Annotated in this window: 19 protein-coding genes; 4 read left to right on the forward strand and 15 right to left on the reverse strand. The window is 50.4% G+C overall.

What is annotated here, in order from left to right; all coding sequences use genetic code 11:
* Positions 1–61 precede the first annotated feature (61 nt).
* Positions 62–2,092 (reverse strand): NAD-dependent DNA ligase LigA, encoded by a 2,031-nt coding sequence (gene ligA / locus Mal48_RS18845; protein WP_145203244.1) that lies wholly within the window; start codon positions 2,090–2,092, stop codon positions 62–64.
* 453 nt (positions 2,093–2,545) lie between these two features.
* Here ligA and Mal48_RS18850 point away from each other — a divergent pair, with 453 nt between their 5' ends.
* Positions 2,546–3,373: a ParA family protein gene (locus Mal48_RS18850; protein WP_145203246.1), complete on the forward strand. Its 828-nt coding sequence runs from the start codon at positions 2,546–2,548 to the stop codon at positions 3,371–3,373.
* 255 nt (positions 3,374–3,628) lie between these two features.
* Here the strand turns inward: Mal48_RS18850 and Mal48_RS18855 are convergent, their stop codons facing one another.
* From Mal48_RS18855 to Mal48_RS18865, 3 genes are all read right to left on the reverse strand, one after another.
* Positions 3,629–4,192 carry a SpoVG family protein gene (locus Mal48_RS18855; protein ID WP_145203248.1) on the reverse strand — a complete coding sequence of 188 codons (564 nt, stop codon included), beginning with the start codon at positions 4,190–4,192 and terminating at the stop codon, positions 3,629–3,631.
* Positions 4,193–4,303: 111 nt separating this feature from the next.
* Positions 4,304–5,200, reverse strand: coding sequence for a 4-(cytidine 5'-diphospho)-2-C-methyl-D-erythritol kinase (ispE, locus tag Mal48_RS18860; RefSeq protein ID WP_145203250.1), 897 nt, complete (start codon positions 5,198–5,200; stop codon positions 4,304–4,306).
* A gap of 394 nt (positions 5,201–5,594) precedes the next feature.
* Positions 5,595–6,782: a tetratricopeptide repeat protein gene (locus tag Mal48_RS18865; RefSeq protein WP_231739719.1), complete on the reverse strand. Its 1,188-nt coding sequence runs from the start codon at positions 6,780–6,782 to the stop codon at positions 5,595–5,597.
* A 505-nt stretch (positions 6,783–7,287) separates the two neighbouring features.
* On the opposite strand from Mal48_RS18865, the gene Mal48_RS18870 reads away from it, so the two are divergent.
* On the forward strand, positions 7,288–8,349 hold the full coding sequence (locus Mal48_RS18870; protein WP_145203256.1) for an NAD(P)/FAD-dependent oxidoreductase: 1,062 nt from the start codon (positions 7,288–7,290) through the stop codon (positions 8,347–8,349).
* Between the two features lie 150 nt (positions 8,350–8,499).
* Here the strand turns inward: Mal48_RS18870 and Mal48_RS18875 are convergent, their stop codons facing one another.
* The 7 genes from Mal48_RS18875 to Mal48_RS18905 all read right to left on the reverse strand — a co-directional run bounded on the left by Mal48_RS18875 (position 8,500) and on the right by Mal48_RS18905 (position 15,570).
* Positions 8,500–9,711: a type II secretion system F family protein gene (locus tag Mal48_RS18875; RefSeq protein WP_145203265.1), complete on the reverse strand. Its 1,212-nt coding sequence runs from the start codon at positions 9,709–9,711 to the stop codon at positions 8,500–8,502.
* Positions 9,712–9,895: 184 nt separating this feature from the next.
* The gene (locus Mal48_RS18880; RefSeq protein ID WP_145203268.1) at positions 9,896–10,744 is read right to left on the reverse strand and encodes a type II secretion system F family protein; all 849 of its coding nucleotides are present in this window, start codon (positions 10,742–10,744) and stop codon (positions 9,896–9,898) included.
* A 66-nt stretch (positions 10,745–10,810) separates the two neighbouring features.
* Entirely contained in the window at positions 10,811–12,136 is a 1,326-nt protein-coding gene (locus tag Mal48_RS18885; RefSeq protein ID WP_145203271.1) for a CpaF family protein, read from the reverse strand.
* Positions 12,137–12,171: 35 nt separating this feature from the next.
* Positions 12,172–13,347, reverse strand: coding sequence for a pilus assembly protein TadG-related protein (locus Mal48_RS18890; RefSeq protein ID WP_145203274.1), 1,176 nt, complete (start codon positions 13,345–13,347; stop codon positions 12,172–12,174).
* Between the two features lie 126 nt (positions 13,348–13,473).
* Positions 13,474–14,508: a Flp pilus assembly protein CpaB gene (gene cpaB / locus Mal48_RS18895; RefSeq protein WP_145203277.1), complete on the reverse strand. Its 1,035-nt coding sequence runs from the start codon at positions 14,506–14,508 to the stop codon at positions 13,474–13,476.
* A 40-nt stretch (positions 14,509–14,548) separates the two neighbouring features.
* The gene (locus Mal48_RS18900; RefSeq protein ID WP_145203281.1) at positions 14,549–14,956 is read right to left on the reverse strand and encodes a TadE/TadG family type IV pilus assembly protein; all 408 of its coding nucleotides are present in this window, start codon (positions 14,954–14,956) and stop codon (positions 14,549–14,551) included.
* Entirely contained in the window at positions 14,953–15,570 is a 618-nt protein-coding gene (locus Mal48_RS18905; RefSeq protein ID WP_145203284.1) for an A24 family peptidase, read from the reverse strand. The genes Mal48_RS18900 and Mal48_RS18905 overlap by 4 nt, the downstream gene beginning before the upstream one ends.
* Positions 15,571–16,104: 534 nt before the next feature.
* On the opposite strand from Mal48_RS18905, the gene Mal48_RS18910 reads away from it, so the two are divergent.
* Positions 16,105–16,413: a hypothetical protein gene (locus Mal48_RS18910; RefSeq protein ID WP_145203287.1), complete on the forward strand. Its 309-nt coding sequence runs from the start codon at positions 16,105–16,107 to the stop codon at positions 16,411–16,413.
* A gap of 196 nt (positions 16,414–16,609) precedes the next feature.
* Here the strand turns inward: Mal48_RS18910 and Mal48_RS18915 are convergent, their stop codons facing one another.
* The 3 genes from Mal48_RS18915 to Mal48_RS18925 form a co-directional block, all read right to left on the reverse strand.
* Complete coding sequence (locus Mal48_RS18915; RefSeq protein ID WP_145203290.1) at positions 16,610–17,920, reverse strand: Gfo/Idh/MocA family protein; 1,311 nt, start codon at positions 17,918–17,920, stop codon at positions 16,610–16,612.
* A gap of 238 nt (positions 17,921–18,158) precedes the next feature.
* Positions 18,159–19,607, reverse strand: coding sequence for a DUF1501 domain-containing protein (locus Mal48_RS18920; RefSeq protein WP_145203293.1), 1,449 nt, complete (start codon positions 19,605–19,607; stop codon positions 18,159–18,161).
* Positions 19,608–19,624: 17 nt separating this feature from the next.
* On the reverse strand, positions 19,625–22,231 hold the full coding sequence (locus Mal48_RS18925) for a PSD1 and planctomycete cytochrome C domain-containing protein (RefSeq protein ID WP_197441828.1): 2,607 nt from the start codon (positions 22,229–22,231) through the stop codon (positions 19,625–19,627).
* A 238-nt stretch (positions 22,232–22,469) separates the two neighbouring features.
* On the opposite strand from Mal48_RS18925, the gene Mal48_RS18930 reads away from it, so the two are divergent.
* A complete protein-coding gene (locus tag Mal48_RS18930) occupies positions 22,470–23,672 on the forward strand; it encodes a M14-type cytosolic carboxypeptidase (protein WP_145203296.1) in 1,203 nt (400 codons plus the stop codon).
* A gap of 282 nt (positions 23,673–23,954) precedes the next feature.
* Here Mal48_RS18930 and Mal48_RS18935 read toward each other — a convergent pair whose 3' ends face one another.
* Positions 23,955–25,280: a DUF1501 domain-containing protein gene (locus Mal48_RS18935; protein ID WP_145203299.1), complete on the reverse strand. Its 1,326-nt coding sequence runs from the start codon at positions 25,278–25,280 to the stop codon at positions 23,955–23,957.
* Positions 25,281–25,412 lie beyond the last annotated feature (132 nt).

The raw sequence follows: 25,412 nt of genomic DNA on the forward strand, positions 1-25,412 counted from the left end.
TCTCCAGATAGTTTCTTCAAATGGTGTTTGTGTTCGAGACGTGTACACGATTGAGCAAAGCTCACGAGTTCTTTGCGGCAATCTTGTCCAAAAACTCCTGCTCGCTCAGCACTGGCACGTCCAGACTTTTTGCCTTCTCCAGCTTGCTCCCTGCCTTTTCGCCAGCGACGAGATAGTCAGTCTTGCTTGAGACGCTGCCAGATGCTTTCCCTCCGTTCTGAATGATCAATTCTTTGATCTCATCACGTGTGAACTGTTGCAGCGTCCCAGTCACAACGAAAGTTTTCCCGCTGAAGACCTGCTCAGCTTCATTGATTTGAGGTTTCTCAGTGACCGGAGTTCCGAAGTTGAGACCGCAGCGGCGAAGATCCTCGATGATCTGTTTTCCGAAATCAGAATGGAAAAATTCGTAGACGGACTTCGCTGTGACCGGACCAATTTCATCGACCTCGGCAAGGGACTCTTCTGTCTGACTGGCAATGGCATCGATGGTTCCAAAATGCTTTTCGAGAATTCTCGAGTTTGTCCTCCCGACGAAGCGAATATTCAGAGCAGTCAAGAGCCTCCAAATTGGACGGGACTTCGACGCTTCAACACCTTCGAGAAGTTTTTCGACAGAACGCGTTCCCATTCGTTCCAGTTCGAGAAGTTCCTCACGATGACTGTGAAGCCGGTACAGGTCAGCGAAGCTGTTGAGAAGCTTGGCATCGATCAGCTGTTCGATCACTTTGATTCCCAGCCCATCGATATCCATCGCCTGGCGAGAAACGAAGAAGCGGAGTCCTTCGCGAAGCTGTGCAGGACAGGTCGGGTTCAAGCAACGGATGTAAACCCCACCTTCGTCTCTGGCGACATCAGCACCACACTCCGGGCAAACTTCCGGAAAGTGAAAGGCGATTTCAGAGCCGGTCCTTTCATGTTTTTCGACGCGCACCACATGAGGGATAATCTTTCCCGCTTTCTCGACAACAACTCTATCTCCGATCATCACCTCCAGCCGTTCGATTTCATCACGGTTGTGCAAGCTCGATCGCGAAACGGTCGTCCCTGCGATTTCAACAGGTGCCAAATTCGCGACAGGCGTGAGTGTCCCCGTTTTCCCGACTTGGATCTCAATCGACTCGACTGTTGTCGTCGCCTCGTACCGTTCCCATTTGTAGGCGATCAGCCAACGAGGGCTTTTGGAGGTGGTCCCGAGTTCTTCCCGAACCTCAAACTGATTGACTTTGATGACGAGACCATCGACCTCGAAATTGAGAGCATGGATATTTTCCATCATCTCATTACAAAGCTCGATCGCAGCATCGATGCCGGAACAGACGCGGACGTGTGGAGTCGGAGGAATCCCCCAGACTTTCAGTTCCTCCAGAAAATCGAGATGGGTTGAAATCCCCAAACCTTCGGCAGCTCCGATTCCGTGGGCGAGGAACCGAACCTTTCTGGCCGAACACAACTTCGGATCGAGAAGCTTCAGTGCGCCTGATGTTGTATTTCGTGGATTTTTATAGGCATCCTCACCTTTCGCTCGTTGCTCACTGTTGAGTTGTGCGAAGTCCGAATTGGAAATGTAAGCTTCACCGCGAACTTCAATCAGTTCAGGTGGGTTTTCAGATTCCAACCGTAAAGGAACTCCGCCAACAGTCCGGGCATTCTGAGTAATGTCATCCCCCTGCTGACCATCTCCACGAGTGAGTGCCTGCGTCAAGGCCCCCTGTTCGTAGACCAAAGCTAAAGCGACGCCGTCAATTTTGTATTCGACGGTATACTCCAGCTCATCAACGCCTGCTAATTTCTTCAATCGCTGATCAAACTCTCGAACGGCCCCCTCGTCGTAAACGTTGTCGATCGAGAGCATCGGCAATCTATGCTGGACGGTTTCAAACCCGGCGATTGGCTCGCCACCGACCTTGTGAGTTGGGCTGTCTGGAGAGTCCAGCTCGGGGTGTTTTTTCTCCAGTATCTCCAACGTTTTCAGGAGTTTATCGAATTCCAGATCAGAAATTTCCGGAGCGGATTCAACGTAATACAGGCGGTTATGACGATTGATTTTTCGTCGTAACTCGGCAACTTCTTGCTCTACAGAACGGGTCATTGTGAGAACTCGTATTTCCGGGAGATTCGAGCAACGGTATACTAGCGCAGCCTTTGCGGCCGCAACCAAAAGGTGGCAATTTTCAAGTTGCTGGTCAGCTTGAAAAAATCATCAAGGTAAAGGATAGCGGGTCACGGGTGAAAACCCATGCGATTGAGCAATCAAATTGCCCCCAGAAATACTGACTCCGAGATCCTTCCCAAACATGCGTGCATGTTGATTTGGAAGTTTCAAACGATCATCGAAGAAGGCGAGTTTAGTCCCGATCCAAAACCAGATGCAACGAGGCATCACCTCAACGATTGAGGTGTTCAGTTCAAGATTTCAGATCATACGAAATTCCGATCGACTCGACCGCCGATTTCGATGAATTTTCACTCGATTTGACTTCGCCAGACGTTTAGACCCCACATACCAACACGATACACACCAACACAGTCACGAGGCGCACGGATGCGGATCATCGCTGTTATGAATCAAAAAGGTGGAGTTGGAAAAACCACCACCAGTGTCAACCTTGCTGCCGGCCTTGCCCAACATGGCCAGCGCGTCTGCTTGATTGACCTGGACCCACAGGCTCACTCATCGATTCACCTCGGTGTCGAAGTCCAGGGTGGAACGAATTCGGTCTACCAGGTCTTCGCAGGCGCAAAGGGGTTCATCGATGTGGCCCAACTTGTCGCCGAAAATCTTTGGCTCGCACCAGCGGACATCGATCTGGCGGCAACAGAACTGGAACTCGTCGACGCCCCCGGAAGAGAATTTGTCCTGAAGCAAGCACTCACTCAGGCCGGAGTCGATCAAAAATTTGATTACATCGTGATGGACTGTCCTCCATCGCTGGGCGTTTTGACAATCAACGCACTCACTTCCGCAACTGAAGTTTTCATCCCGTTGCAGCCACACTTTTTTGCACTTCAGGGTTTATCCAAACTCTTTGAGACGACAGCACTGGTCACGCGGCGACTCAATCGCGAGTTGCGAGTTTCCGGAATCGTACTCTGTCTGTACGACACCGGAACCCGTCTGGCGAGCGATGTGACTGACGATCTGATGATGTTTCTTGAGCAAAGCGACCCGCAGGCACCTTGGGCAGACGCAACGGTCTTTAACACAAAGATCCGCAGAAACATCAAGCTGGCAGAAGCCCCCAGCCACGGCACTTCGATATTCCAGTATTCTCCATCATCCTCCGGAGCACAGGATTACCAGAATCTCGTCTTAGAAGTCATCTCTGCCCAAAGGCAACAACTTCTGGACGAACAACGCAAGGCTGCATAGAGCATTTCCAATGCTTCTCTTCTCCGCGAAGCATGTCTTCAGAAGCCCATACGCTGATGCTACGAGACAGAACTATTGAGACGAATTTCAGGTTTGCTCTTGAGCATCTTTCGAATTGGTCTTCAGGTTCTTCCTCGTGGTGCACAGCAATTTTGTGAGAGAATCGCGTTCTCCATGTGGCAGATCACGTCGATGAATTTCAAAACTGCTGCAGACCGAAGTGAGAGTTTCCGATGAAATTGAATCTCGTGTAATTCAAAAGAGTCCGGAACCAAATTCGTCAACTTTTTTCGCGGATACGCGATTCGACTCGTGTGAGATGTGCGGTTTTTTCCCTGCTTGAGCCTTATCGAGACGCATGTTGTTTCCGGATTGAGCCACTGCGTTCTGCTTCGATTCGTTTTCGCCGTAGTCTTCATACCGGCAAACGTAACCTGACTGCTCAGCGAGAATCAGTTCCTTTTCAAATGCCTTCAGTACCCGCTCCTGAATCAAGTCCCGGCACTCCGAGTTGATTGGGTGAGCGATATCGGCGTACAGTTTGGCCTTTCCATCTGCCTGCTTGTGTGATCGGTCATCATCAAGCGCAGCCCCGCAAGCATTACAGTACGCAGCGCGGAGTTGATTCTTGAAACCGCAACCGTTGCAACGGTCAGTCAACTTCCGACTCGGCATCGCAACAAATGGCCCCTTCCCGCCACGGATGATTTTGAGATCCCGAATCACAAAGGCATTTTCAAATGTGATCGAACAGAATCCGAGTAAACGTTCTTCATGGTCACATTCCATCAATTTGATGCGAACTTCCGTGATGTCCATCTCGATCTCCTTTGATCGGCATCGTCAATAATCCAGAGCAAATTCAGGCTTCAGAATCAGTTCTTAAATTGTGATAGTAATCTGCATAGAGAGCCGGGCATAAAAAAATGCCTAGACTCCCGATGTCACTGCCCAACTTTCCATGACTCCCAGGCTTTGTATTTTCCTGGCGACACGGTTTGCCGATTTTCGCGAACGACACAACCCAAAACAGGCAGAGCCACTTCCGGTCATTCCACTAACAACGATATCATGTTGATCAAGAAGCTCCAAAGATTTCTCGATCTCACGACTTAAATTTCGGGCTGACCCCTGAAGTGAATTCGTAACGAGCCAGGAAATCTGACTCAGCCCCCCCGATTCAAGAGCCTGCACAATCTCATCGTGATGAGGAGTTTCCGGTGAGGAGTGTGCTGTCCAATGTTTGAACACGTCGGCTGTGGAAAGACCAGACTGAGGTTTGACAATCACAAAGTGCAACGGACGCTTCACACGCACTGGTGTGACAATTTCTCCGCGACCGGTGCAAATCGCAGCGACGTTTGAATCCAGAAAGAAGTTTAAATCGCTTCCGAGGCTCGCCGCCAATTGATGAAGTTTTTCCTGGCTGAGGTTCAGCTCCCAGAGCTGATTCAACGCGACCAACGTCGCCGCTGCATCGCTCGAACCGCCCCCCATTCCTGCTTCACTTGGAATCCGCTTGTTCAGATGGATGATTGCTCCAGAGCGAGTTTCTGTTGTTCTTTGAAGTAACTGGGCAGCCTGGATAATCAGATTGCGATCATCATTCGGAAGCGGCTTTTCATTGGGCAGAAGAGAAGTCGAAGTCAGCTGAACGAGCGGTGACTCCTGAAGATCGAACCGAATCGAATCGTACATCCGAACAGAGACCATCAAGGTTTCGAGATCGTGAAACCCATCATCTCGACGACCTAGAATACGTAAAGAGAGATTGATCTTCGCGGGAACTTGTACAATCAAAGAGGAATTGTCTCTACGGGTTCGCATTCCAGCCACCTCTCCTTTGATGGTGTCGATCTAGAACCAATCCGAAAACCACTGGAATGGTCGCTTTCCTCAACGTTTGAGAGAGTAATTTCAAGTTTCAGGATCAGTTCTAGTAAGTCCTCGTCTGAATCATCTTGTTTCAGCTTGTCTTTTGTCTCGCTTGCCCCTTTGGTGATTCGGAGAACGCTGCAAAGGTTGGTCGCTTCTTCCAGTACGCTTTATCAAGAAAAACGCAAAGAAACCGACTCAGTACACAACGAATCATTCTATTGATGGTAGAAACGAGAAACCCGCTGTCAATATAGATCGGATGAATCCACATGGATGAGGGACAGGTCTCGAAGCGTTACCAAGTGGCGTTCTCTTACAAAAAACATGTGAGGATTGGTCGGTCTCAGTCGCCAAGCTCACCGAGTTGCTCGATTCGCTGACGTGCCACATCCGCCCAAGGTCCACGATGGTCGTGCTTCAGGTACTCTTCCCAGTGTAACCGGGCGACGTCTGTTTTGCCCATCTGGTTGAGGGTTTCTGCGAGATGATAGTGAGCATCGGGATACTCGGGCAGAATTGTCAACGCAACCTGAAAAGCGTTGGCTGCCGCAGAGTTCTCACCAAGTTCGTTGTGCAAGCATCCGATCTGAGTCCAGGCTTCCAGAAAGTCCTGATCATGTTCGGCAGCGACATAGTAACGTTCCAAAGCTCCTTCCGTGGCCCCCAATCGGTAAAGACATTCACCAAGTTGAAAATGAACGTCAGAGCTTTGCGGAGAGGACATCGCTGCCAATCGAAATGCCTCCAGTGCATCCTGAATTTGACCAGCGTCATAAAGTCGACATCCCTCAACGAGCCAGTCCCGATTTGAATCGGCTCTGGTGTCAATCGGTGTTGCTGCAACGCTTGCGAAGGAGATTGATTGCGGGTCGTCTTCGTGATCCTCAAGGGCTTCGCTCGGTACCTCTTCGGTGTCAAATTCGAAAACTCGCTGACCTGTTGCAGGCATCACGAGGCCATGATGATCGCGAATCATCACGCCCAGACTATGAGCGAGAATTTGCAACTGTTCAAGCGGACGCTCATCCCCACGGCGAACGCTGGGAAGGCTCTTTAAACTCTTTTCAATCTCTTGCCTTGGAATTCCTGAGCCGAGCAATTCACTGAGTCGACGGGCAGAACTGACTTCGCGGAAATCAAAGTAGGGAAGCCGATGAACTTTTCGAATAGGTTGAATCAGTCCGCTGCGCTCCCACCCCCGAATCACATGCGTCGAAATTCCAAGAATCGAAGAGAGCATCGCAGGGGTATACAGCCGATGAACTTCTTCTCGGTGATCATTCAACCCCAGCAACGTCAGCCATTGCGATTCATTCAAAATTTGAATATCAGCACCAGACTGAATCCAGCGTTCAACCTGCTGGAGCTTCACTGATGGCTGTCCGTTATCTTCAAGCGGCCAGCCTTCTTCACCGATCACGATCATCGTCAGTTGTCGGCTGACATGATCCGTCGCTGTCCCGCCATTTTCTTCAACAAGCTTGGCGGCTTCGGCATGCGTGGTCGATGCAAGTATTCCCGTGAACGTCACCCGCTCCCCCTGAAGACAAGGCGAACTGTTCAAATGTGAAGAATCAGAAGAAAATACAGGCTGCGTCATTTCCGGAATGGGCGAATGTGAAGGGAGCGATCGGAAACTTTTTCTGATCTCGAACATACCCGAGATTACCGAACACGGCAAACGCTCGAGATCGAAATTGTGTATACTGAGAATTATATTAGAGACTGACTGAACAACATGCGCGAACGGCGAAGGCATGTTTTCGGAATTCATCAAGGATTGAGGAATTTGGTGTTAGAAACTGCCATTGATCTGAAAATGACGCCACAACTCCTGTTCTCAGCCTCAAATTCTGGATTTTGGGGCACTCCAGCATTGTTCGAATTCCTGTTCACGTTTTGCCTCATAAAGAACTGCAAGTTTACTGGTAAAACGTATTCAGCACAGGCATACCTTCGAGCTGATTTTTTAAGTTCGAATCAAAATTTTTCTTTGTTTGCGAACCCCATGGTCTCGCCTGATTGAGTGAATTGGGATGATGCGCAACCCTGTCGATGTGATAATCCTTGGTCAAGGAATCGCAGGCACAACCCTGGCCTGGAGGCTCCTCTCGGCGGGCTGCTCAGTCATGGTGCTCGACCGTGGAGATCGAATGACAGCCTCCAAAATTGCAGCCGGGCTCATGACTCCAATCACCGGCAAACGCTTTGCAATCTCCTGGGACTGGGAAGATTTTTACTCCGAGGCCTCTCAATTTTATCGCGAAGTCGAGTCAAAAACCGGGACGCATTTCTTCGACGAACTCTCGATGCTGCGGTTGTTCCAAACCGCTGAAGAACGTCAGACATTTGAAGGGAAGCTGAGCAGGCTCACAGGCCTCGTCTCTTCAACCCACCCTGATTTCAAGACGTTCCAACATGCAGCTGCTGAGGGTGGTTTTGAAATGATTGGGGGAAGATTACACGTTGAAGAATATCTGAAAGCTTCACGGAAGATGTTCCAATCTATGGACTCGTACATCGAGTGTTCCATCGATGTCCAAGCAGAAATAGAAATCCAACCGAACAAGATCGTCATCCCAAAACTCAATTTAACGGGAAAACAGTTTGTCTCCTGTCAGGGATTTCAATCGACGATGCTTCCTTATTTCGACTCGGTCAAATTCAACCCAGCTAAAGGGGAGATCCTTGATATCAAGACTCGCAATTCCAACATCGACCGTGTTGTCCATCGAGGAATCTGGATGTCTCCCAGAGGAAAACAGCTTCGAATCGGAGCAACCTACGACTGGAGTGACCTCTCAACGAACGTCACCGAAAATGGGCGCCACTGGCTGACATGCCGACTCAACAAGCTGCTACCCAGTGAGTACGAAATTGTTCAACACCAGGCAGCCATTCGTCCAACAATGAAAGATTTCCATCCTGTCCTGGGAGCCCACCCGAAGTTGAACAACGTTAGAATTTTCAACGGCCTCGGTTCGAAAGGGGCACTCATGGCTCCGCGACTGGCTCAAATGCTAACCAACCAGTTGCTTCACCAAACTCCACTCCCACTGAACCTGAGTGTGGAGAGATGGTTTCAAGAAGAATCGTAAGCCAGAACCAACGACAATTCCCCCCCCTCTATTCAAGGAGGGATCAACTTGAGCGTTGATACTATCTAGAACTGATCCTGAAACTTGAAATTGCTCTCTCAAACGTTGAGAAAAGCGGCTATCCCAGAGGTTTCCGGACTGGTTCTACGTTTATCCACCAGTAAATTGCTCTGGGATTTCTGTACTGAGTGCTTCGGAGCCGCCATCTTCGTAGAACCGGTTGAGTTCCACGACAGCGGGACCGAGGAGGAACAGATAAACTGCAGGCATGAGGCAGAGGACAGTCGGGAAAAGAAGCTTGAAAGTGGCAGAGTTTGCTTTTTCATCTGCACGTTGTTTCATGCTCTCACGCATGTTGTCGGAATACTCGGACAACGCTTCGGAAACGCTTGTTCCCATTTGGTCTGTCTGAACAAGCAGCGATGAAAACGAATGAACTTCCGGAAGATCGACCCGTTTACTCAGGTTGGATAACGATTGAGAAAGCGTTCCGACATGGGCCTGGTCAGTGACGATTTTGAGTTCTTTGGAGAGTGCAGGATAAACCGGAGCGATGTCTCGCCCCACACGTCCCAGAGCACTGATGACAGTCATCCCCTGCGATACGCACATGTTCAGTAAATCGAGCATGTCCGGCATTCCGTTTCCAATTTCTCGCAGACGGTCCTTCGCTTTTGCGCGGACATACAAACTCGGCAACGCCCACCCAAACCCAGTGCAAACAAGCAGGGCGATGATGACAGGCGTTTCCAATTGCGTTGGAACAATAACGAGCAAGAATCCAAAAAAGAGAATCGGAGCAACCATGCAGAGGTAGCGAACGGCTGTCAGATTATGCCAGGCATGCGGTGAATAGTAACCCGCATTCCGCAGGGCGCGCGTGATGGTCTCGCGTCCCTCTTTTGAAGTTGGCATCATGGCTGCCAACAGGGGAGTCAGCTTTCCAAATTTGTAGTCGCTTTGATCAAAATAGGGATACTCCTCTTCGACTTCTTCAACTTTGAATTCTTTAAACCTGCCCGGTTTTACTTTTGCTCCTTCAGTCGAAAAAAGAGTCGCAGCTGGGACGTTGCTTCGCTGTGGTGATGAATCCTCGCTTTGAGCAATGACAGCTTGCTCAACTTCCTCGGAAGGCTGAAGCTCATTTTGAATGGTCGGAACCGCCGGGGATGAAGGCTCTTGCTTCGCTACGGGTTCGTGCGAATCCTCCCGCAGCTTGGAAGTCCCCTTGGGCCGCATCTTCGGCTCAGAGCGATTGGCATCCACTGACTTTTTGCCACGCTTCCATAACTTGTAGATTGCATAGATCGCCACCGTTACCCCGACGGCGATTGCAAAGAATGTCATTTCAGATGAATTCATGGATTGATTCCTTCGTGAATCCTGTCGCGATCTTCGCGGCAGTCAACTCTCTTTTTCAACCCCCATGTGAAATGGGTGCTGGATCGTCAGTTGGATCTCTGTTTGACTTGAATCTGTTTGACTTGAGTCTGTGTGACTGAACCGGATGGGAGCCAACGCATTTCATGTCGCCAATGAATCGGAGCTAAACCTTTTCGCTTGTTTTCAATATCCTCAGAACCCACATCGCTCCGATGAGTTCCAAGACGACGGCAGTCACTGTGATTCGCATGCCCCAAGTCGATTCCAGTAACGTCGTCAGATATTCACCGTCTCGCAGAACAAAGAATCCGACAATGGCTGGCGGAAGCACAATCATCAACACGGCAGTCGCTCGACTGGCCGCAGTCGCAGCTTTGAGGCGTCCGAGAAATTGAATTCGGTCTCGCAACGTTTGTGACAATCGTTCGAGAACTTTGACGAGATCACCACCGGTCTGCATGTGCACTGACAGAGCTGTCACGAGGACGCTGGTCGCAACAACACCAGTTCGCTGGGGAAGTTCTTTCAACGAATTTTCAACGCTCAACCCCATTTCCAGTTTGCGAGTGCAATACAAAAGTTCGTCCCCCAAAGGAGAAGGGGTATCGTGTGCAACCAACGCGAGTGATTTCTCAAGTGACCGCCCCGTCTTTGCAGCTCGGGCGAGTTCATCAATCATCGGTGGAAGTTGACTTGTGATTTTTGATTGTCGTCGTGATCGGGTGATGATCGTAATCAAGATGGGCAACAGCGATCCGAAGGCTGCTCCGAAGGCAGTTGTCAGCAAGTTTTCCTGTAAGACGAAAATGAATCCGCCGACCGTGAATGCTGAACACAACGAAAGTGCCAGAATCATTCCTGGGGTGATTCCGAGTCCTGATTGCAGCATCAGATTGTCGAACCAACCGTTAATGCGGTTCCCGAGCGAATTGTCGTTCTCGATCGCGAAGACTTCTTCATCGCGAAGGATTCCCGCGAATTCTGGTTGTCGAAGAACTGTTGTGGTTGCCATGGGATTGGTCTCTGCCGCTGCCCCGAAAGGGCGAGTAGGAATCGTTGTTCGTAAGTAGTTGCGTTGTTATTTTCCTGAAGTCAATTCGCGAGGAGCGAAGAGCGACGTTTTAATATCATGTCCTGCAGCTGCCATTTTTCGAACAACTTGTGGCTCATATCCGGTTGCATAAAACGATCCAACAACTTGCCCAGCTGGATTTTTGCCAGCCATGCGATAGACAAAAATGTCGTTGATCACAAACTCTCCGTCTTTGACTCCCGAGAGTTCCGAGATTCGCAGTACCTTTCGTTCTCCACTACTCAGACGAGCGATGTGAACGAACAACTGGATTGCTGATGCGATGTATTGACGTGTGACCTTCGTCGGAAGCTCCGCTCCGGAAAGAGCGATCATCAGTTCCAGCCGAGACAGAGCATCGCGGGTATCGTTGGCGTGAACGGTACTCATCGATCCATCGTGACCAGTGTTCATCGCCTGCAGCATATCGAGAACTTCTCCTCCACGTGCTTCCCCGACGATAATTCGGTCAGGCCGCATTCGCAGCGAGTTCCTCAGCAGGTCACGCGGTGAAACGGTCCCTTTTCCTTCGATGTTTGGCAGCCGAGTTTCCAGGCCGACCACATCGCTTTGCTGCAATTGCAGCTCGGCGGTTTCTTCAATCGTAATCACGCGTTGTGACGAAGGAATGAAACGACTCATATTGTTGAGCATGGTCGTTTTCCCGGCACCTGTTCCTCCAGAGAAGAGAATGTTTGCTCGTGCTTTGACTGCGGTAATGAGAAACTCTGCCATTTCCGGAGCGAGTGTATCCATTTTGATCATGTCTTCGATTCGCACAATTTGTGTTTTGAATCGACGAATGGAAAGCGTTGGCCCACGTAACGCCAACGGAGGGATCACAGCATGCAAACGTGAACCGTCCGCAAGCTTGGCATCGACCATCGGCGAGACTTCATCGATACGACGACCAGCTTGTCCGACCAGTCGCTGAATGAAATGAAGCAGATGATCGTCATTGGCGAAACGCACATCAGTCCGCTCCAGAAGTCCGTTTCGTTCGATAAAGACAGAGTTGGCACCGTTGACCAGAACATCACTCACTTCTGGATCATCCATTAATGTTTGCAATGGGCCAAATCCGTAGATCTCGTCCATCAATTCACGGACCATCTGCTGTTGCTGCTGTTCTGTCAGCGACAAGTCGGGACGTCCGCACAAATGGTTGGCCAAAGCGGTAAGTTGCGAGCGAAACTCTGTTTCACCCAATTCCCCAGCTTTGGACATGTCGATTGAATCAACAACTTGTCGATGCAACCGAGTTTTCATTTCCTGAAAACTCAAAGCTGTCTCAGATGTTTCCTCAGCTGTATTTTCTGCAACGGCAACCATAAGTTTGTCCTTCTGCTTCCCTGTACGGGATTTGGCTACTGTGTAATCGCAAGGCGATAAATGTATGGATTCTTTGGTGCGTCCGGTCGTTGTTCGCTCAAGACTGCTGTCCGTGTTGCAATGACAGTCGGCTGAACGATCAATTCAATTTCATCACCAAGCTCCGTGATCTCTAAGAGACGAATCGAAACAAGTCGAGTCGTTAAGACCGAAGGAGTTGAGGTGTATTCCGCAGGAGGAGACTCCCGATACAAAAGCACGACACGCTCTTGACCGATTTGCTTCCTCAATTCTGTGTAGGGCATTCCTAAGAAGTCATCCGTCGCATTGAGCGTCAGAGGACCGTTTTCGAAACCAAGCTCACTTCCAAATTCTTCGAGATCGTCTTCCGACCACCCGTTTAAGAACTGATTTTCAAGAGCGTCGTCTCGTAAAGAGGTGTTGATATCAACAATGCGAATGTTTCCGAGTCGTTGACTGTTGCCGCTTCGCAAGACTATTTCAGGAATACCATCTGGAGAATTGATCACTCGTTTATTCTCGTGATCCCAACCGAACAGGTCTTGTCCAGAGCGGCCTTCAATGGCACTTGACCAGTCGTCCTGCTCTCCCCCATCAAGTTCTAAAATCGCCAGCGGCCAGGCAGGAACGTTCGCATTCTCCATGGGACGAACAGCAGAAACCTGATTGCTGATCGACGCTTCTGAAATCGCGGTGACGTCGGCGGTCGCCATTCCCGTGAGATACGGCATGAACAGCGAGACCGGGTTTCCATTCTTTCGATTGCAATGTGTTGCGACAACCACCGTTGTCGGGAAGTAATCAGTCTCGATGAATGTTGTCGAACCGGTATTCAAGTTGACGATCGGCCGACCGAAACGAATGTCGACATGAGGATCAATACTGACAGCAACTTCACGACCGACGGCACGATTCAACAATGCTGCTTTGCGAGCAACTTCACGGACGAAGCCTGCTTTCTGCGGACTATCAAGATCGATTCGAAGAAGATCGTCGCTGGCCATTCGTTGACCAGCTGCCAGGGCAGCGGCATCCGCAGCTGTCTTTAACTCGCGCTGAGCAGTCGATAACCAAAGAGCATCCAAAACAAAAGCAACCGCTCCACCAGCAACCAGAATCGCAATCGCTAACGCCGGCATTAACGTGCCGCGTCGATTGAGAGTCTCAGGTTGTGCGATTCTGATTTGCATTGTCGTCGAAATTAGGGTTCGCTGTGAACTGAACTTGCTTGTCTTGTGTTTGCCTTGGTCTGCACTTCAGACTTTTCAAAATGGTTGCGATCGAAGCCAGATCCGATCGCAAGAAGACTCCCAAAATTAGAACGAGCGTCCACTGACATCTTGCCCGCGATTCGCGGAGTCAACTGAATCTCCGTTTGATCTTTGAGAAAGATCGTTGTTGTCTTGCGGATTATCAGCGTCATTCACGCTTGAGGCGTCCGCTGTCGGTCTGCCCCGTGACCACTGGTCTTGTCGATTGTTTCTAACGTCATCTGAGTTGAAGTCACGTTGCTCGATCAGATATCGATCGGTCAATTTCCCATCAACAAACGAACGTAACTGGCGACCGGTTCCGTTGAAGACTTCAGTAGTGAAGGCTGTCTGTTTTTCGGGGTCTTCAGGAGGGGTCAGTCCCAGGATTTGATTGAGAGTCGCACGGTTTTCATCGTCAACACCGACAACGCCGGTCCCTTTTCCTTCACCGGTATAGGTGAGGTCAAGTTTTCCTTTTTCTTCTGTCAGCAACAGAATATTGGCCTGCTCCGGTGTCAATTCGAGCGTCACTTTCTCGCCACCACGTCCACCGCGAGAGGAGCCAATGGTCACCCCGTTAATGGCAATGATTTTAACACCCTTGAACAACGTCATGATCAACCCACCAGATTGATCAAAGTTCGGCAAATCGGAAGGCGAGAAGAGAACGTCGACGTATTGACCTGCTTTGAGTAAATTAATCGTGCCTGATGACGAGCCATCAAAGTTGACGGTCACAGCGCGTGTCCCGGCAGCCAATTCGAGTGGCGGACCTTCGTTTGGTGGGTACAGCGATGAGGAGGCAATCGGCTTGGCAGCATGAATCGTCTCTTTCACAATTCGCCCAAGCAGGATCCGATCTGAAATCACTGTTTCAGGAGTCACATTTGAGGTCCGTGCACGACCTGTTCCGATATGTTCAGAAGTAATCTTCGTCCCGGGAGGCAAGTCGGTGAGCGCCATCGGGATGTTCCGGATCGGATCCGGATCGACAGGTTCCTCAGTCGCGAACATATTTTTAGCAAAATACATGGCGACCAGAAGTCCAACGACTCCCAGCATAACCATCGTCAGTAAAGCAGGTGACAATCGTCGCACGGTACTCTCTCCGCTATCAAAATAGATTGAATTTGTTTCGTTATTCTTTTCGCATCCGAGCGACCGCAATCACTTCACGACCTCTCACGCTATAGCCAATAGGCCAAAGCAAATCTGGTGTCACTGAGGCCATCGGTACGCGAACCTGGACAATCACTTCGTCCCCGGAATACTTTCCTAATTGTGATTCGACTCTCGCGTACGTTCCCAGACTCCGGCTCAAGGTCTTCCGGACTTCTTCTTCCACGATCACATCATCCACACCATGAAGCGTGGCTATTCTTGCTCCGGCGCGGGCTGATTCAACGACCTGCCCCTGAGCTGTGAACAGCAGGGAGAACTCACAGAGTCCCAGAAGCAGAACCATGAACATCGGCAGCACGAGAACCACTTCCAGGCTCACGAACCCACGACGCGAACGATTTTGATTGTTTAGGTTCCGTCTCATTCCACCGTTTCCACTGGTTGAGAGATGACATCCTGAGGAGCCTTTTCATCTGCTCCGACTTCCGGGTTGAGTTGTGGATAGTTCCAGGCCAACACCAACCACGTTGCCAACCCGACTGGACCGGCGTAAGTCATTACACGTCGTTTCAATTTATCATCCGCTGTCTCTTTGACTGGCTTTTTCCCGGCAGGTGTTTTTCCTGTTCCGAGGTATTGTTTCTTCGTACTTTTCAATCCCCGAGAGGTCAGACTCCACACGATGACCCCAATGGTCAGCAAGAGTACGATGACCGTACTCGTGAGCATCACCCATAAGGTCAGCTTAAAACCGAGCCAAACACTCAGTGCTCCCATCAACTTGACGTCTCCACCACCACCACCACCGATGAACCACAGCACGAACAGGATTCCAAATCCGACCATGAATCCCAACACAGCTGAGCCAAGATGATGCCAGCCATACATGAGTGACATTCCAATCTGAAAAACCCAGCCAGCGAAAAACATCGGAATCGTCAGCTTGTTTGGGATCTTTTTGAATCGAACATCCCAAACCATGGCAGCCACGGTGAACAGGCTGACTGCAACAACAACAATAATGGCACTTGGAGACATGTCTCTCTTCCACGGTGGTCAAATCGAATCGGGAAAACTCACGGGCATCCCAATAATGTTGCAACACTACGACATGTTCCCGGAAAAGGTCGCCTATGTTGCCTGAAACTCACATTTTCACTTGCTCAATTATTAACTGTAACGGTATCTCAGGTGAGGCATTCCTACCGAACTGATCCCAAGAGCAAGTGAAAACGACACACAAACCTGCACATTCGCTACAAATTGAACCTCAACAGCCGATTCAAAAATTCTCACCAAGACATCGCGAGTCTCCCTCAGCGATAATGCGGATCGTAACGATTTGACCAATCATACCTTCCACGCCAGATGCAGCAGCAGGCAAAGCGTTTTCCAAGTGAGCCCTCCCCGCCTGCCGATGACTTACCCCGGACAAGGATGTCTAGAGCAGTTTGCTCTACCGTGTGCCCGTGAAGAACGCATTTCTCTAGAAAAATGCGATTCGCCACGAGGCAGATCCTGCAAACCAATCCGAAAGATGCTCTAAACACTCAACAGAAACAGGCGAGGGACATGCAAGAAATCGATCGAGCTCTGGAATCTTTCGATGAACTTCACTCTTTTGTTCATCAGACCCTCTGTGAGTCTGAGAATCTACTTTCTGATCAATTTGAAACCAGAAAGTCCCCGCTGGTCATCAAAGACCGCGTCTGCGCAATCGAATACCGACTGCGCGGCCCCCGCAGTTTGAAGCTCGCCGCTATCTGGGCTGCCGACACCAATGTTATTTACTTCTACGACGCCCGTGGTGAACGTAACCTCAAGGTCAAACTGACCACCCGCCTGCCCGCGCTCGAACTGGACGAATCCACTGCAGCGTAAAGAATTTCTCCAATTCGCATTCTGCCTCAAGGTGGACAGCGATTTCACTATTGAATCGCGCCCTTCACGGGTAAACGGTAGAGCGAAATGCCCTCATGACGATGTGAACAAAAAAACACCCTCGACACATGCTATTGTGCCGAGGGTGTTTGACTTTCGAGTCCAACTGCATTCAAAGAATGCATTATAGGTCGTGTTACGATACTTCCCAGCCGGTGCGGTACGACTTGCTGATGTACTTGTCGGCAGCTGAGGTGTTTGTCGCTTTCAGATTTGCAGCGTCCCATTCCAGTTTTTCACCAGTTCGGTAAGCAACGTTTCCGAGTAGAACAGTTTCGGACAGTGCGCCGGAATAATCGAAGTTGCAAGTGGTCGGTGACCCATCTTTGCAAGCTTTGATCCACTCAGCGTGGTGGCCGATGGAGTTCGGAATCGATTCTGCAGGAGCAGTGAAATCAGCGAATTTTTCACGAGGGAACAGACGGTAGTTGCCGTAGTCAGCAAACATGTGACCTTCAGTTCCAACGAACATCACACCGCTTCCGGGGACGCGTTCGCCAGCAACTTTCTTCGGAGTCATGTTGCCGTCGTACCAGGTCAACTTACAAGGAGCAAGATCCCCACGTTTCGGGAACTGATACTCGACAGTTAAACCGAGTGGGCAAGTTTCCGGATGAACTTCTGGACCGGTGGCGACACAACTGGTCGGATGACGCAGCTTGAGCGCCCAGAATGGAAGGTCCATGTAATGGCAACCCATGTCGCCCAAAGTTCCTTGACCGAAATCCCACCAGCGACGCCATTGAGCTGGGTGGTAACGTCCAGCTGCGTAGGGACGTTCAGGAGCCGGCCCCAACCACAGGTCCCAGTTCAAGTGAGCAGGCGGCTGTTCAGCTTTTTCCGGACGCTCTCCGCCGCCCCAACCTTTTCCAACCCAAACATGAGCCTCGGTCACATCGCCGATCGCTCCCGATTGGATGATTTCGACAACTCGACGATAGTTGTTTCCAGCATGAATTTGCGTCCCCAGCTGAGTGGCGACACCCGCTTCTTTGGCAGCTTCAGCGATGATGCGAGCTTCCTGAACGGTGTGTGTCAGCGGCTTTTCACAGTAGACATGCAAACCTGCACGAATCGCACGAATCGTCGCCGGTGCGTGATGATGGTCGGTCGTTCCAATCACGACTGCGTCAATTTTGCCTTTTTCGGCATCGAGCATTTCTCGATAATCAGCATAAGGACGTGCGTCGGGAATTTCCTTCAACTTCCGATCGAGATAATTTTTGTCGACATCAACAAGAGCGACAATGTTTTCCCCTAAGACCCCCTGGATATCAGCAGCTGCGCGGTTTGCAGTTCCGATGCAGGCGATGTTCAGCTTCTCATTTGGCGACTTCGAATCCTGTGCTTGTGCTCCAGTCCAGACACTTGCTGCAATGGCTCCCGCACCGGCCATCGTTGTGGTCTTCAGGAAATCACGTCGATTTGCTTGGTATTGTTTGGTCATATTCGATTCCGATTAGTTGAAGTGCTACGTAAAGTCAGGACCTATCCGATCACCTCGATAATGAAGACGTTTCTCACTGTTTGAGAGGCCAAATTAGGGTTCTGGACCATTCCTTGAGTAATTGATAAAGCCACAACGACTCTCGGGTCAATGGAAGTGACTGAGATTGTTGTGATTCACCATAAAATGGGTTGAGATGAAATGTGTTGAAATTAATTGATTTTTCGGGCGTCCCGGATTATGCCAGCAATCCTTCGATCACTTTGGCTGGCTGATTATCCGTGAGAGTTTGCTCTCGCTTCGCGTATTCGTATTTCAGTTCGTCGTGCTTGAGTCCGAACAAGTGAAGTAAGGTGGCGTGGTAGTCATAGTGATTAACGACATCCTCGACAGCCTTGTGTCCCCACTCATCGGTTTTTCCATGAACGTGACCGGCCTTGAATCCACCTCCGGCAACCCAGGAGCTGAATCCATGTGTGTTGTGATCGCGACCGATTTTATCTCGACCACCATCATTTTGAATCACTGGTAAACGTCCCATCTCTCCCCCCCAATGGACGACGGTCGAATCGAGGAGGCCACGAGCTTTCAAATCGGCGACCAACGCAGCGGAAGGCTGGTCGACTTTTTCACACGCTTTAGGAAGCGAACTGATAATCCTGTTGTGGCTATCCCAGAGCTGATTTTGTGTATAAACCTGAACAAAGCGGACTCCACGTTCAATCAGTCGGCGAGCGATGAGGCAACGTGTTCCGTATTCACTTGTCGTTTTATTTGCACTGTGAATCCCGTACATCTCTTGAGTCGCCTTGGTCTCCTTTGTCAAATCGAGAGCTTCGGTCGCCGCGACTTGCATCTTGGCTGCCAGTTCATACGTCGCGATTCGAGCTTCCAAATCGTGCTGTCCCGGGAAACGCTCTTGATGTCGGCGATTCAGGCTGTCAAGGAAATTCAGTGCGTTTTGTTGCGGTGCTCCCTTGAGATGTGGAGGTGGAACGAGATCGAGAATCCTCGGTTCCTGAGGTCGCACAACGGTCCCCTGAAAAGTCGAAGGGAGAAATCCATTCTGCCAGTTCTCAACCCCCAAAACCGGGAGTTGTGCCGGATCGATGAGCGCCATAAAGGCGGGCAGGTTATCAGCTTCACAGCCAAGACCGTAAGTCAGCCAACTTCCTAGAGTCGGGCGGCCTTCGAGAATCCGGCCAGTCTGCAAAGCTCGGATCGACTGACCGTGATTATTGACAGACGTCCGCATCGACCGGATAAGACAAATATCGTCGGCGATGGCACTGGTGTACGGAATTAACTCAGAGAGTTCCATCCCACATTCGCCACGCGGAGCGAATTTCCATGGGCTGTGAAACACCTTCGAACTCGCCTGTGCGGCATTGTCGTATTTGATCTCCCCCGGGAACGCTTTGCCATCATATTTTGCCATCTCCGGCTTAGGGTCGAACATGTCATGATGACTTGGTCCACCTTGCATCCATAGCGAAATCATCGCCTTGGCTTGAGCGGGATGCTCCGTTTCCTTCGGCTTGGCATCGTAGACCGGTTGTACGAACGGTGGTTTCTTGGGAGCTGCTTGCGCTTCTTTTTCCAGGAGCCAAGCCAACGCCAGTGAGCTAACGCTCAGCGAGCTTTGCGCGAGGAAATGACGTCGAGTTTGATGGTTCTCGAATTGCATTCTGACTTCTCTTGGTTTTAGTTGATGTAGAGGAACTCGTTGGAGCTAAACAGCATTTGGCACAAATTCGCCAACGCTTCCTGTTGAATGGCCTTCGCAACATCTCCTTTTTTCAGAGTGATGCGGCCTTCCAGCAACTTGACTTGTTCTCCAACGAAGGCTTGAGCCTCAACGACTTCTGAGCTTTCAGCATTCCGACCGTATGAAAGATTCCAAGCCTGCTGAATCTGCGACTCCAGATTGTCTGGGTGTTCCTTTTGAATCCGCTCCGCGAGCACTTTGGAATACTTCAAAGCAAATTCACTGTTCAGAAGCATTAGCGACTGAGGAGTCGCTGTCGAAGCTCGACGGACTTCACAGTTGGGTGACATCTGAGGCAAATCAAAGGCTTCCATAACTGAAAGTGGTCGGCTGCGACGTGATTGCACATAAACGCTACGGCGGTGTTCTTTCCCCCTTAAAGGGATCACTTTTCCAGGTCGACCGGCGTTTAAGTTTTCAATTCCCAACACCCAGCGACCGACCTTATCTGCCATCACAGGAACGGGTTCGCCATAGACATCTTCATTCAAGACGCCAGCAACAAACAGAATCGAGTCTCTGACTGTTTCGGCATCGATTCGACGTAGATTGGCGGCCCCGTACAGAAGATTTTCCGGGTCGGAGGCTGCCAGTTCTTGAGAGCGATGAGCAGCCTGCTGCCAGGTTGTCGAATTGAGAATCAAGCGGTGAAGATGTTTGACACTCCACCCCGAATTGATGAATTCCAAGGCGAGCCAGTCGAGCAATTCCGGATGCGTTGGCTTCGATCCAAGTTGGCCGAAATCGGTCGGCGTGGCAACCAGTCCCTGACCAAAGTGATGCATCCAGATTCGATTTACAATTACACGGGCTGTCAAAGGATGATTTGGATGCGTCAAACGTTTCGCAAGTGCAGTTCGACGACCAGTGGTGCTGAACTTTGGATCGTTCTCCGGGATCTCAGGAACGTCTGAAGTGAGTGAAACGACTGTCAGCCCACTTGGTAGCACTTTCTGTTTTGGCTGTTCATGATCGCCTCTAGCGAACAGGTAGCTGTCTGGAACCACGCCATTGAGTTCCATCGTTGCCCGGACGTAATTCTGCTTCGGTTTCTTCTTGCGAATTTCGTTCGCTTTGTTTGCCAGAGCTTTTAATTCGTCGGCAGCCTTCCTGTCGTACAGGTAGAGAGACCCCGCAGTCACATTGAGCGTGGGATGCTTTTTGATCAGATCTTTCTGTTCAGGTGTGCGTTTCTTCGCAGGGGTCGCGTGTGCGGCACGTCCCAACTCGTGAAGCTCTTCAGGAAGCTTCGCTAACTGTTTCTCAAAAGTCGCCTGGATGAACTCGTCCTGTTTTTTGGTTCGTTCTGCCAGGATCTTTTTAGCTTCCTTTTCAATTTCTGCAGCAAGTTTTCGATCTTCGTCAGTATAGAGAGAGACACGACGCTGCGCGGGTGTACGCCATTTCTTCCAATCGAGTGCGGGATCAAAGACCGCTCGTAATTGATAGTAATCGGCTTGCGGAATGGGATCGTAACGATGGTCATGGCATTGGGCACATCCGACAGTCATTCCCATTAAGGAAGAGGTCACAATTTTCAGTGTCTCGGCGATGACCTCATTGCGTGCGAGATTTTTATCGTCCACAGCTCCACCAGTTCCGTCGGGAGCCATCCGCAAAAATCCTGTAGCAGCTAATAACTCAGCATCCTCAGGAGTGAGGTTATTGATTTTTGACTTAATGAGTTCATCGCCGGCAAGCTGTTCGAGGATGAAGCGATCAAACGGTTTATCCTCGTTGAAGGACCGTATGACGTAGTCGCGATACCGCCACGCATCGGGCCGCACCTTGTCGGCAGTATTGTAACCTTCTGAGTCTGAATACCCTGCAACATCCAGCCAGTGTCGTCCCCAACGTTCTCCATAGTGCGGAGACGCCAGCCACTGATCAACCAGTTGCGAATAAGCATCGGGAGAGTCATTCTTGACGAACTTTTCGATCTCCTCAGGAGTGGGAGGCAACCCTGTCAAGTTAAACTTCAATCTTCGAATCAGAGTTTTCCGCTCGGCAGGTGTTGTGAACGAAAATCCTTCTGCTTCGAGTTGCTGCAGAATAAATGCGTCGATGGGATTAGTAACTAGCTCCGTTCCCTGCACCTTTGGAATTTCTGGAGTCTGAATCGGTTGATACGACCAGTGAGCGAGTTCTTCGGGAGTAATCAGTGGCCCTTCAAGGGTCTCTGGTTCTTCTCGTAGAGTGGGTGCGCCAGCGTCGATCCACTTGCGGATCGTTTCAATTTCTTCCGACGACAACTGATGCGATTCTTCCGGAGGCATCTCACCATCACGGACGCGCTGATAGAGATAGCTTTCCTCTCCTTTTCCTTTCACAAATGCGGGACCGGAATCTCCGCCTTCCAAAAGGAATCGCGATAACCGAACATCGAGCCCCCCCTCTTTGACACCCTCTTCACCATGACAGTGAAAGCAGGCTGCTTTGAGAATGGGACGAATATCTTTTTCAAATGAGACTGCTGGAGCCTGGTCCGCAACTGTGGCACGACCAATCAAAAGAACCAGCATGAATGCGGTGGATCGTAACATGGAGGGCAGTGGTGTAGGTGGGAAAATTATTAAACGGGGGGAATGAATTGTACCACGCCAAAGCAGGAATTGGTACATATTTCCTCATCGACTATAAAAAAACCTTCCGCAAGACTGATTTCAGTTTTACGATGAAAAGCTCTTGCGGAAGGTTCTGTTGTGCGATTTTGACGCCATTCACAAATTTTTGCTCCCGCGATTTCCATAAGAAGCATCAACAAGTGTAAAGAGGTGACTTTTGACCCGAATTCAAATTTTCGCACTCCTGCTTTGCTGCTCCTTCGGATCAACCTTTACACATGCGGGAGAGATTCAGGTCGATATCAATTTTCCTGGCGGCTCCGCGAAAGTCGAGTCAATTGATCAGGAAAAACGTGTCGTAACACTTTCTCCGACACCGCATCAGGGGAAAGGTTTCGTCTGCTGGTGGTACGCCAGAATCAGTGGGCTACAAACAGGTGAGACACTGACTCTCGACGTCGGCAACGCACCCTGGGCTACGCCTGACCAAGCAGTCTTCAGCCACAACAATGAATCATGGCAGCAAACGAAACCGGGCCTCCGTACCGGAAAAAGAATTCGATATGAGATCAAAGTCCCGGCTGCTGAAATCTGGGTTGCCTGGGGGGCCCCTTTTCTCCTGGAACATGCACAGAGGACTGTCGACCTTGCAGCGAAGCATTCCTTTGTTGAAGCGATTGAACTTTGCCAAACACGTGGCGGAAATTCGACCCCAGCGTTGGTGATTACCGAAGCTCCAGAGTCTCCGGAGCGTATTGGAATCTGGATTCAGGCGAGACAACATGCCTGGGAGTCCGGCTCCAGTTGGGTCTGCAATGGATTTGTGAAGTGGATCGTTTCTGATGCCCCAGCAGCTCAAGAACTTCGCAAGAAAGCACTCATCACGGTGGTTCCAATCATGGACGTCGACAATGTGCAGATCGGTGCCGGTGGGAAAAATCAAAAGCCACAAGACCATAATCGCGACTGGTCAGATGAACCGCACTGGAAAGCGGTTGCAACGGCTCAGGTTGCGATTCGAGATCAGGATCAGAATGGCAACTTCGATCTGTTTGTTGATCTGCATAACCCGGCAGCGGGCGACAAACATCCGTACTATTTCATTCCACCGAAAGACCAATTTCCACCGATCGGACGGCGAAACCTAAAAACGTTTCTTGAGAAATCAAAGGAACAAATCACAGGGCCGCTTTCATTCAAAGGAAGAGCGATTGAATCCGGCCCCAAATATGATCGTAACGCGTGGATGTACATCAGCAAGAACTGGGTTGCGACCCACACTCAAGATCATGTTGTCGCTGTGACTTTGGAGACGGCCTGGAACACTCCTGAGAGCACAGTCCCCAACTATGAGCAAGTCGGCCGGGAACTTGGCCTCACGATCAGTAAGTATTTCGAGCAGGATCGACGTTCCCAATAGTGGAGTGAGTCACAGAGACCGAACCTCGAACCGAGTTCCGGAATGGACGTCGCCTGAGGCTGTCGTTGCGAACGAAGCTGACGGGACAATGGTCCCGTGCTACTTGGTCTTGTGCTACGTTCGTGAAGAATGCGTCCCATCCGTAAAGTTGAAATCGTCTTGCTTGTCAGTTTAAGTGACGATGTTTAAGTGACAATGCTTGAGTGACTTCGCTCGATTGTCGGCTTACTGACAGGGGAGCGGTATTCCCACTCTACAGCGTGCCACGCAAAACCGAATGACTTACATCCACTCTCTAATTGGATCGCCTTCAATCAGACGGATAGGACGCCCGTCGGGAGCGTGAGCGATAAGGTCAGTCGGAAGCCCGAGCTTGGAATAGATTGTGGCAGCGATGTCCGCCGAGGTGTATTCATTGCGAATTGGCTTGCCACCTTCTTCATCGGTCGCACCGAGGACGGAACCTCCGGGGACGCCCGCACCGGCCATGATTGCAAATCCAGAACTGGCCCAGTGATCGCGACCACTTGCAGAGTTGATGTTGGGTGTTCTTCCGAAGTCTGTTAGCCAGACGACCAAAGTCGAATCAAGCATGCCACGGTCTTCAAGATCCTCTAATAGAGCAGGCAACCCCTGGTCGACAGGGGGAATTCGATTCGCCTTCAGAGATTTGAAATTATTCGCGTGAGTGTCCCAGCCTCCATCAGTCACTGTCACGAACCGAACTCCCGACTGAATCATCCTCCGTGCAAGCAGACAACTTTGACCGAATTTGTTTCGACCATACTTATCCCGTAGTTCGGGACTCTCTTCATCAATCTGAAACGCCTTCTTCGTTTCAGGAGCGGTTATCATGTTGATCGCTGCCTGATAGTGTTCGTCGATCGCTTCGAATGCCGCCGGTTGGTTTTCTGCATAAGCTTGCAGCGAATCAATTTTCGAAAGCATTCTTTGTCGACGGTTAATACGATTCGCGTCCACACCTTGAGGTGGTGTGATGTCTCTTACATCGAACTTCTTGGCGTTCGGATCAGCAAGAACTTCGAATGCGTTGTGTTCCAAACCGAGGATGCCCGCCATTCCGCCACCAAAACGCTGGTCGACGTTACTGCCAAGTTGCACAAACGGGGGCAACGCCGTTTTGAAGCCCTTCTGCCAACCCACGACCGAACCGAATGTTGGGTAAGCGACACCCGCATTAAATTTCCGGCCCGACATCACAAACTGATCGGCGTGCCCGTGAGAACCATTCTGAGGATTCCAGCTTCGCAACAAGGCAAAGCGATTCAACTCCTTCGCCATCGTTGGCACGATTTCAGTAAACTGCACTCCCGGGATCGCAGTATCGATCACACCGAACTCACCTCGCACGCTGACCGGGGCATTTGGCTTTGGATCGAACGTATCGTGATGGCTAGTTCCTCCGCGAGTCCAAATCAAAATACAATTTGTCTCTTTAGGAGAGAGTGAGGTCGCTGCAGTCGCTGCTTTGGTTGAGAGAAAATTTGGTAGAGACAACCCCAAACCAGCGAGGCTCCCAATCTGTAAAGCATGCCGGCGGGAGATGGATTCACAATTCTGATTGACAGTTGGCAAGAAACTCAACATGGGCAGGAGCTCCAATTTGCTTCAGGGAGGGCTGAGTAGAAGCAATAAATGTAGGAGGAGTAGGCAAGTCCGTGGAGACTCAAAATGTATGTACGCAAGTCTCACTAAATATCTTATGCCATCGGCAAGACC

This window comes from Thalassoglobus polymorphus (genome assembly GCF_007744255.1).
Classification (GTDB): domain Bacteria; phylum Planctomycetota; class Planctomycetia; order Planctomycetales; family Planctomycetaceae; genus Thalassoglobus; species Thalassoglobus polymorphus.

What these genes read in the sequence shown, in the direction of transcription:
- Mal48_RS18905 (WP_145203284.1), bottom strand. Translation starts at nt 15,570, where the DNA reads ATGTCTCCAAGTGCCATTATTGTTGTTGTTGCAGTCAGCCTGTTCACC.
- Mal48_RS18885 (WP_145203271.1), bottom strand. Translation starts at nt 12,136, where the DNA reads ATGGTTGCCGTTGCAGAAAATACAGCTGAGGAAACATCTGAGACAGCT.
- Mal48_RS18900 (WP_145203281.1), bottom strand. Translation starts at nt 14,956, where the DNA reads ATGAGACGGAACCTAAACAATCAAAATCGTTCGCGTCGTGGGTTCGTG.
- ispE (WP_145203250.1), bottom strand. Translation starts at nt 5,200, where the DNA reads ATGCGAACCCGTAGAGACAATTCCTCTTTGATTGTACAAGTTCCCGCG.
- Mal48_RS18855 (WP_145203248.1), bottom strand. Translation starts at nt 4,192, where the DNA reads ATGGACATCACGGAAGTTCGCATCAAATTGATGGAATGTGACCATGAA.
- Mal48_RS18935 (WP_145203299.1), bottom strand. Translation starts at nt 25,280, where the DNA reads ATGTTGAGTTTCTTGCCAACTGTCAATCAGAATTGTGAATCCATCTCC.
- Mal48_RS18925 (WP_197441828.1), bottom strand. Translation starts at nt 22,231, where the DNA reads ATGTTACGATCCACCGCATTCATGCTGGTTCTTTTGATTGGTCGTGCC.
- ligA (WP_145203244.1), bottom strand. Translation starts at nt 2,092, where the DNA reads ATGACCCGTTCTGTAGAGCAAGAAGTTGCCGAGTTACGACGAAAAATC.
- Mal48_RS18910 (WP_145203287.1), top strand. Translation starts at nt 16,105, where the DNA reads ATGCAAGAAATCGATCGAGCTCTGGAATCTTTCGATGAACTTCACTCT.
- Mal48_RS18870 (WP_145203256.1), top strand. Translation starts at nt 7,288, where the DNA reads ATGATGCGCAACCCTGTCGATGTGATAATCCTTGGTCAAGGAATCGCA.
- Mal48_RS18915 (WP_145203290.1), bottom strand. Translation starts at nt 17,920, where the DNA reads ATGACCAAACAATACCAAGCAAATCGACGTGATTTCCTGAAGACCACA.
- Mal48_RS18880 (WP_145203268.1), bottom strand. Translation starts at nt 10,744, where the DNA reads ATGGCAACCACAACAGTTCTTCGACAACCAGAATTCGCGGGAATCCTT.
- Mal48_RS18920 (WP_145203293.1), bottom strand. Translation starts at nt 19,607, where the DNA reads ATGCAATTCGAGAACCATCAAACTCGACGTCATTTCCTCGCGCAAAGC.
- Mal48_RS18875 (WP_145203265.1), bottom strand. Translation starts at nt 9,711, where the DNA reads ATGAATTCATCTGAAATGACATTCTTTGCAATCGCCGTCGGGGTAACG.
- Mal48_RS18850 (WP_145203246.1), top strand. Translation starts at nt 2,546, where the DNA reads ATGCGGATCATCGCTGTTATGAATCAAAAAGGTGGAGTTGGAAAAACC.
- Mal48_RS18890 (WP_145203274.1), bottom strand. Translation starts at nt 13,347, where the DNA reads ATGCAAATCAGAATCGCACAACCTGAGACTCTCAATCGACGCGGCACG.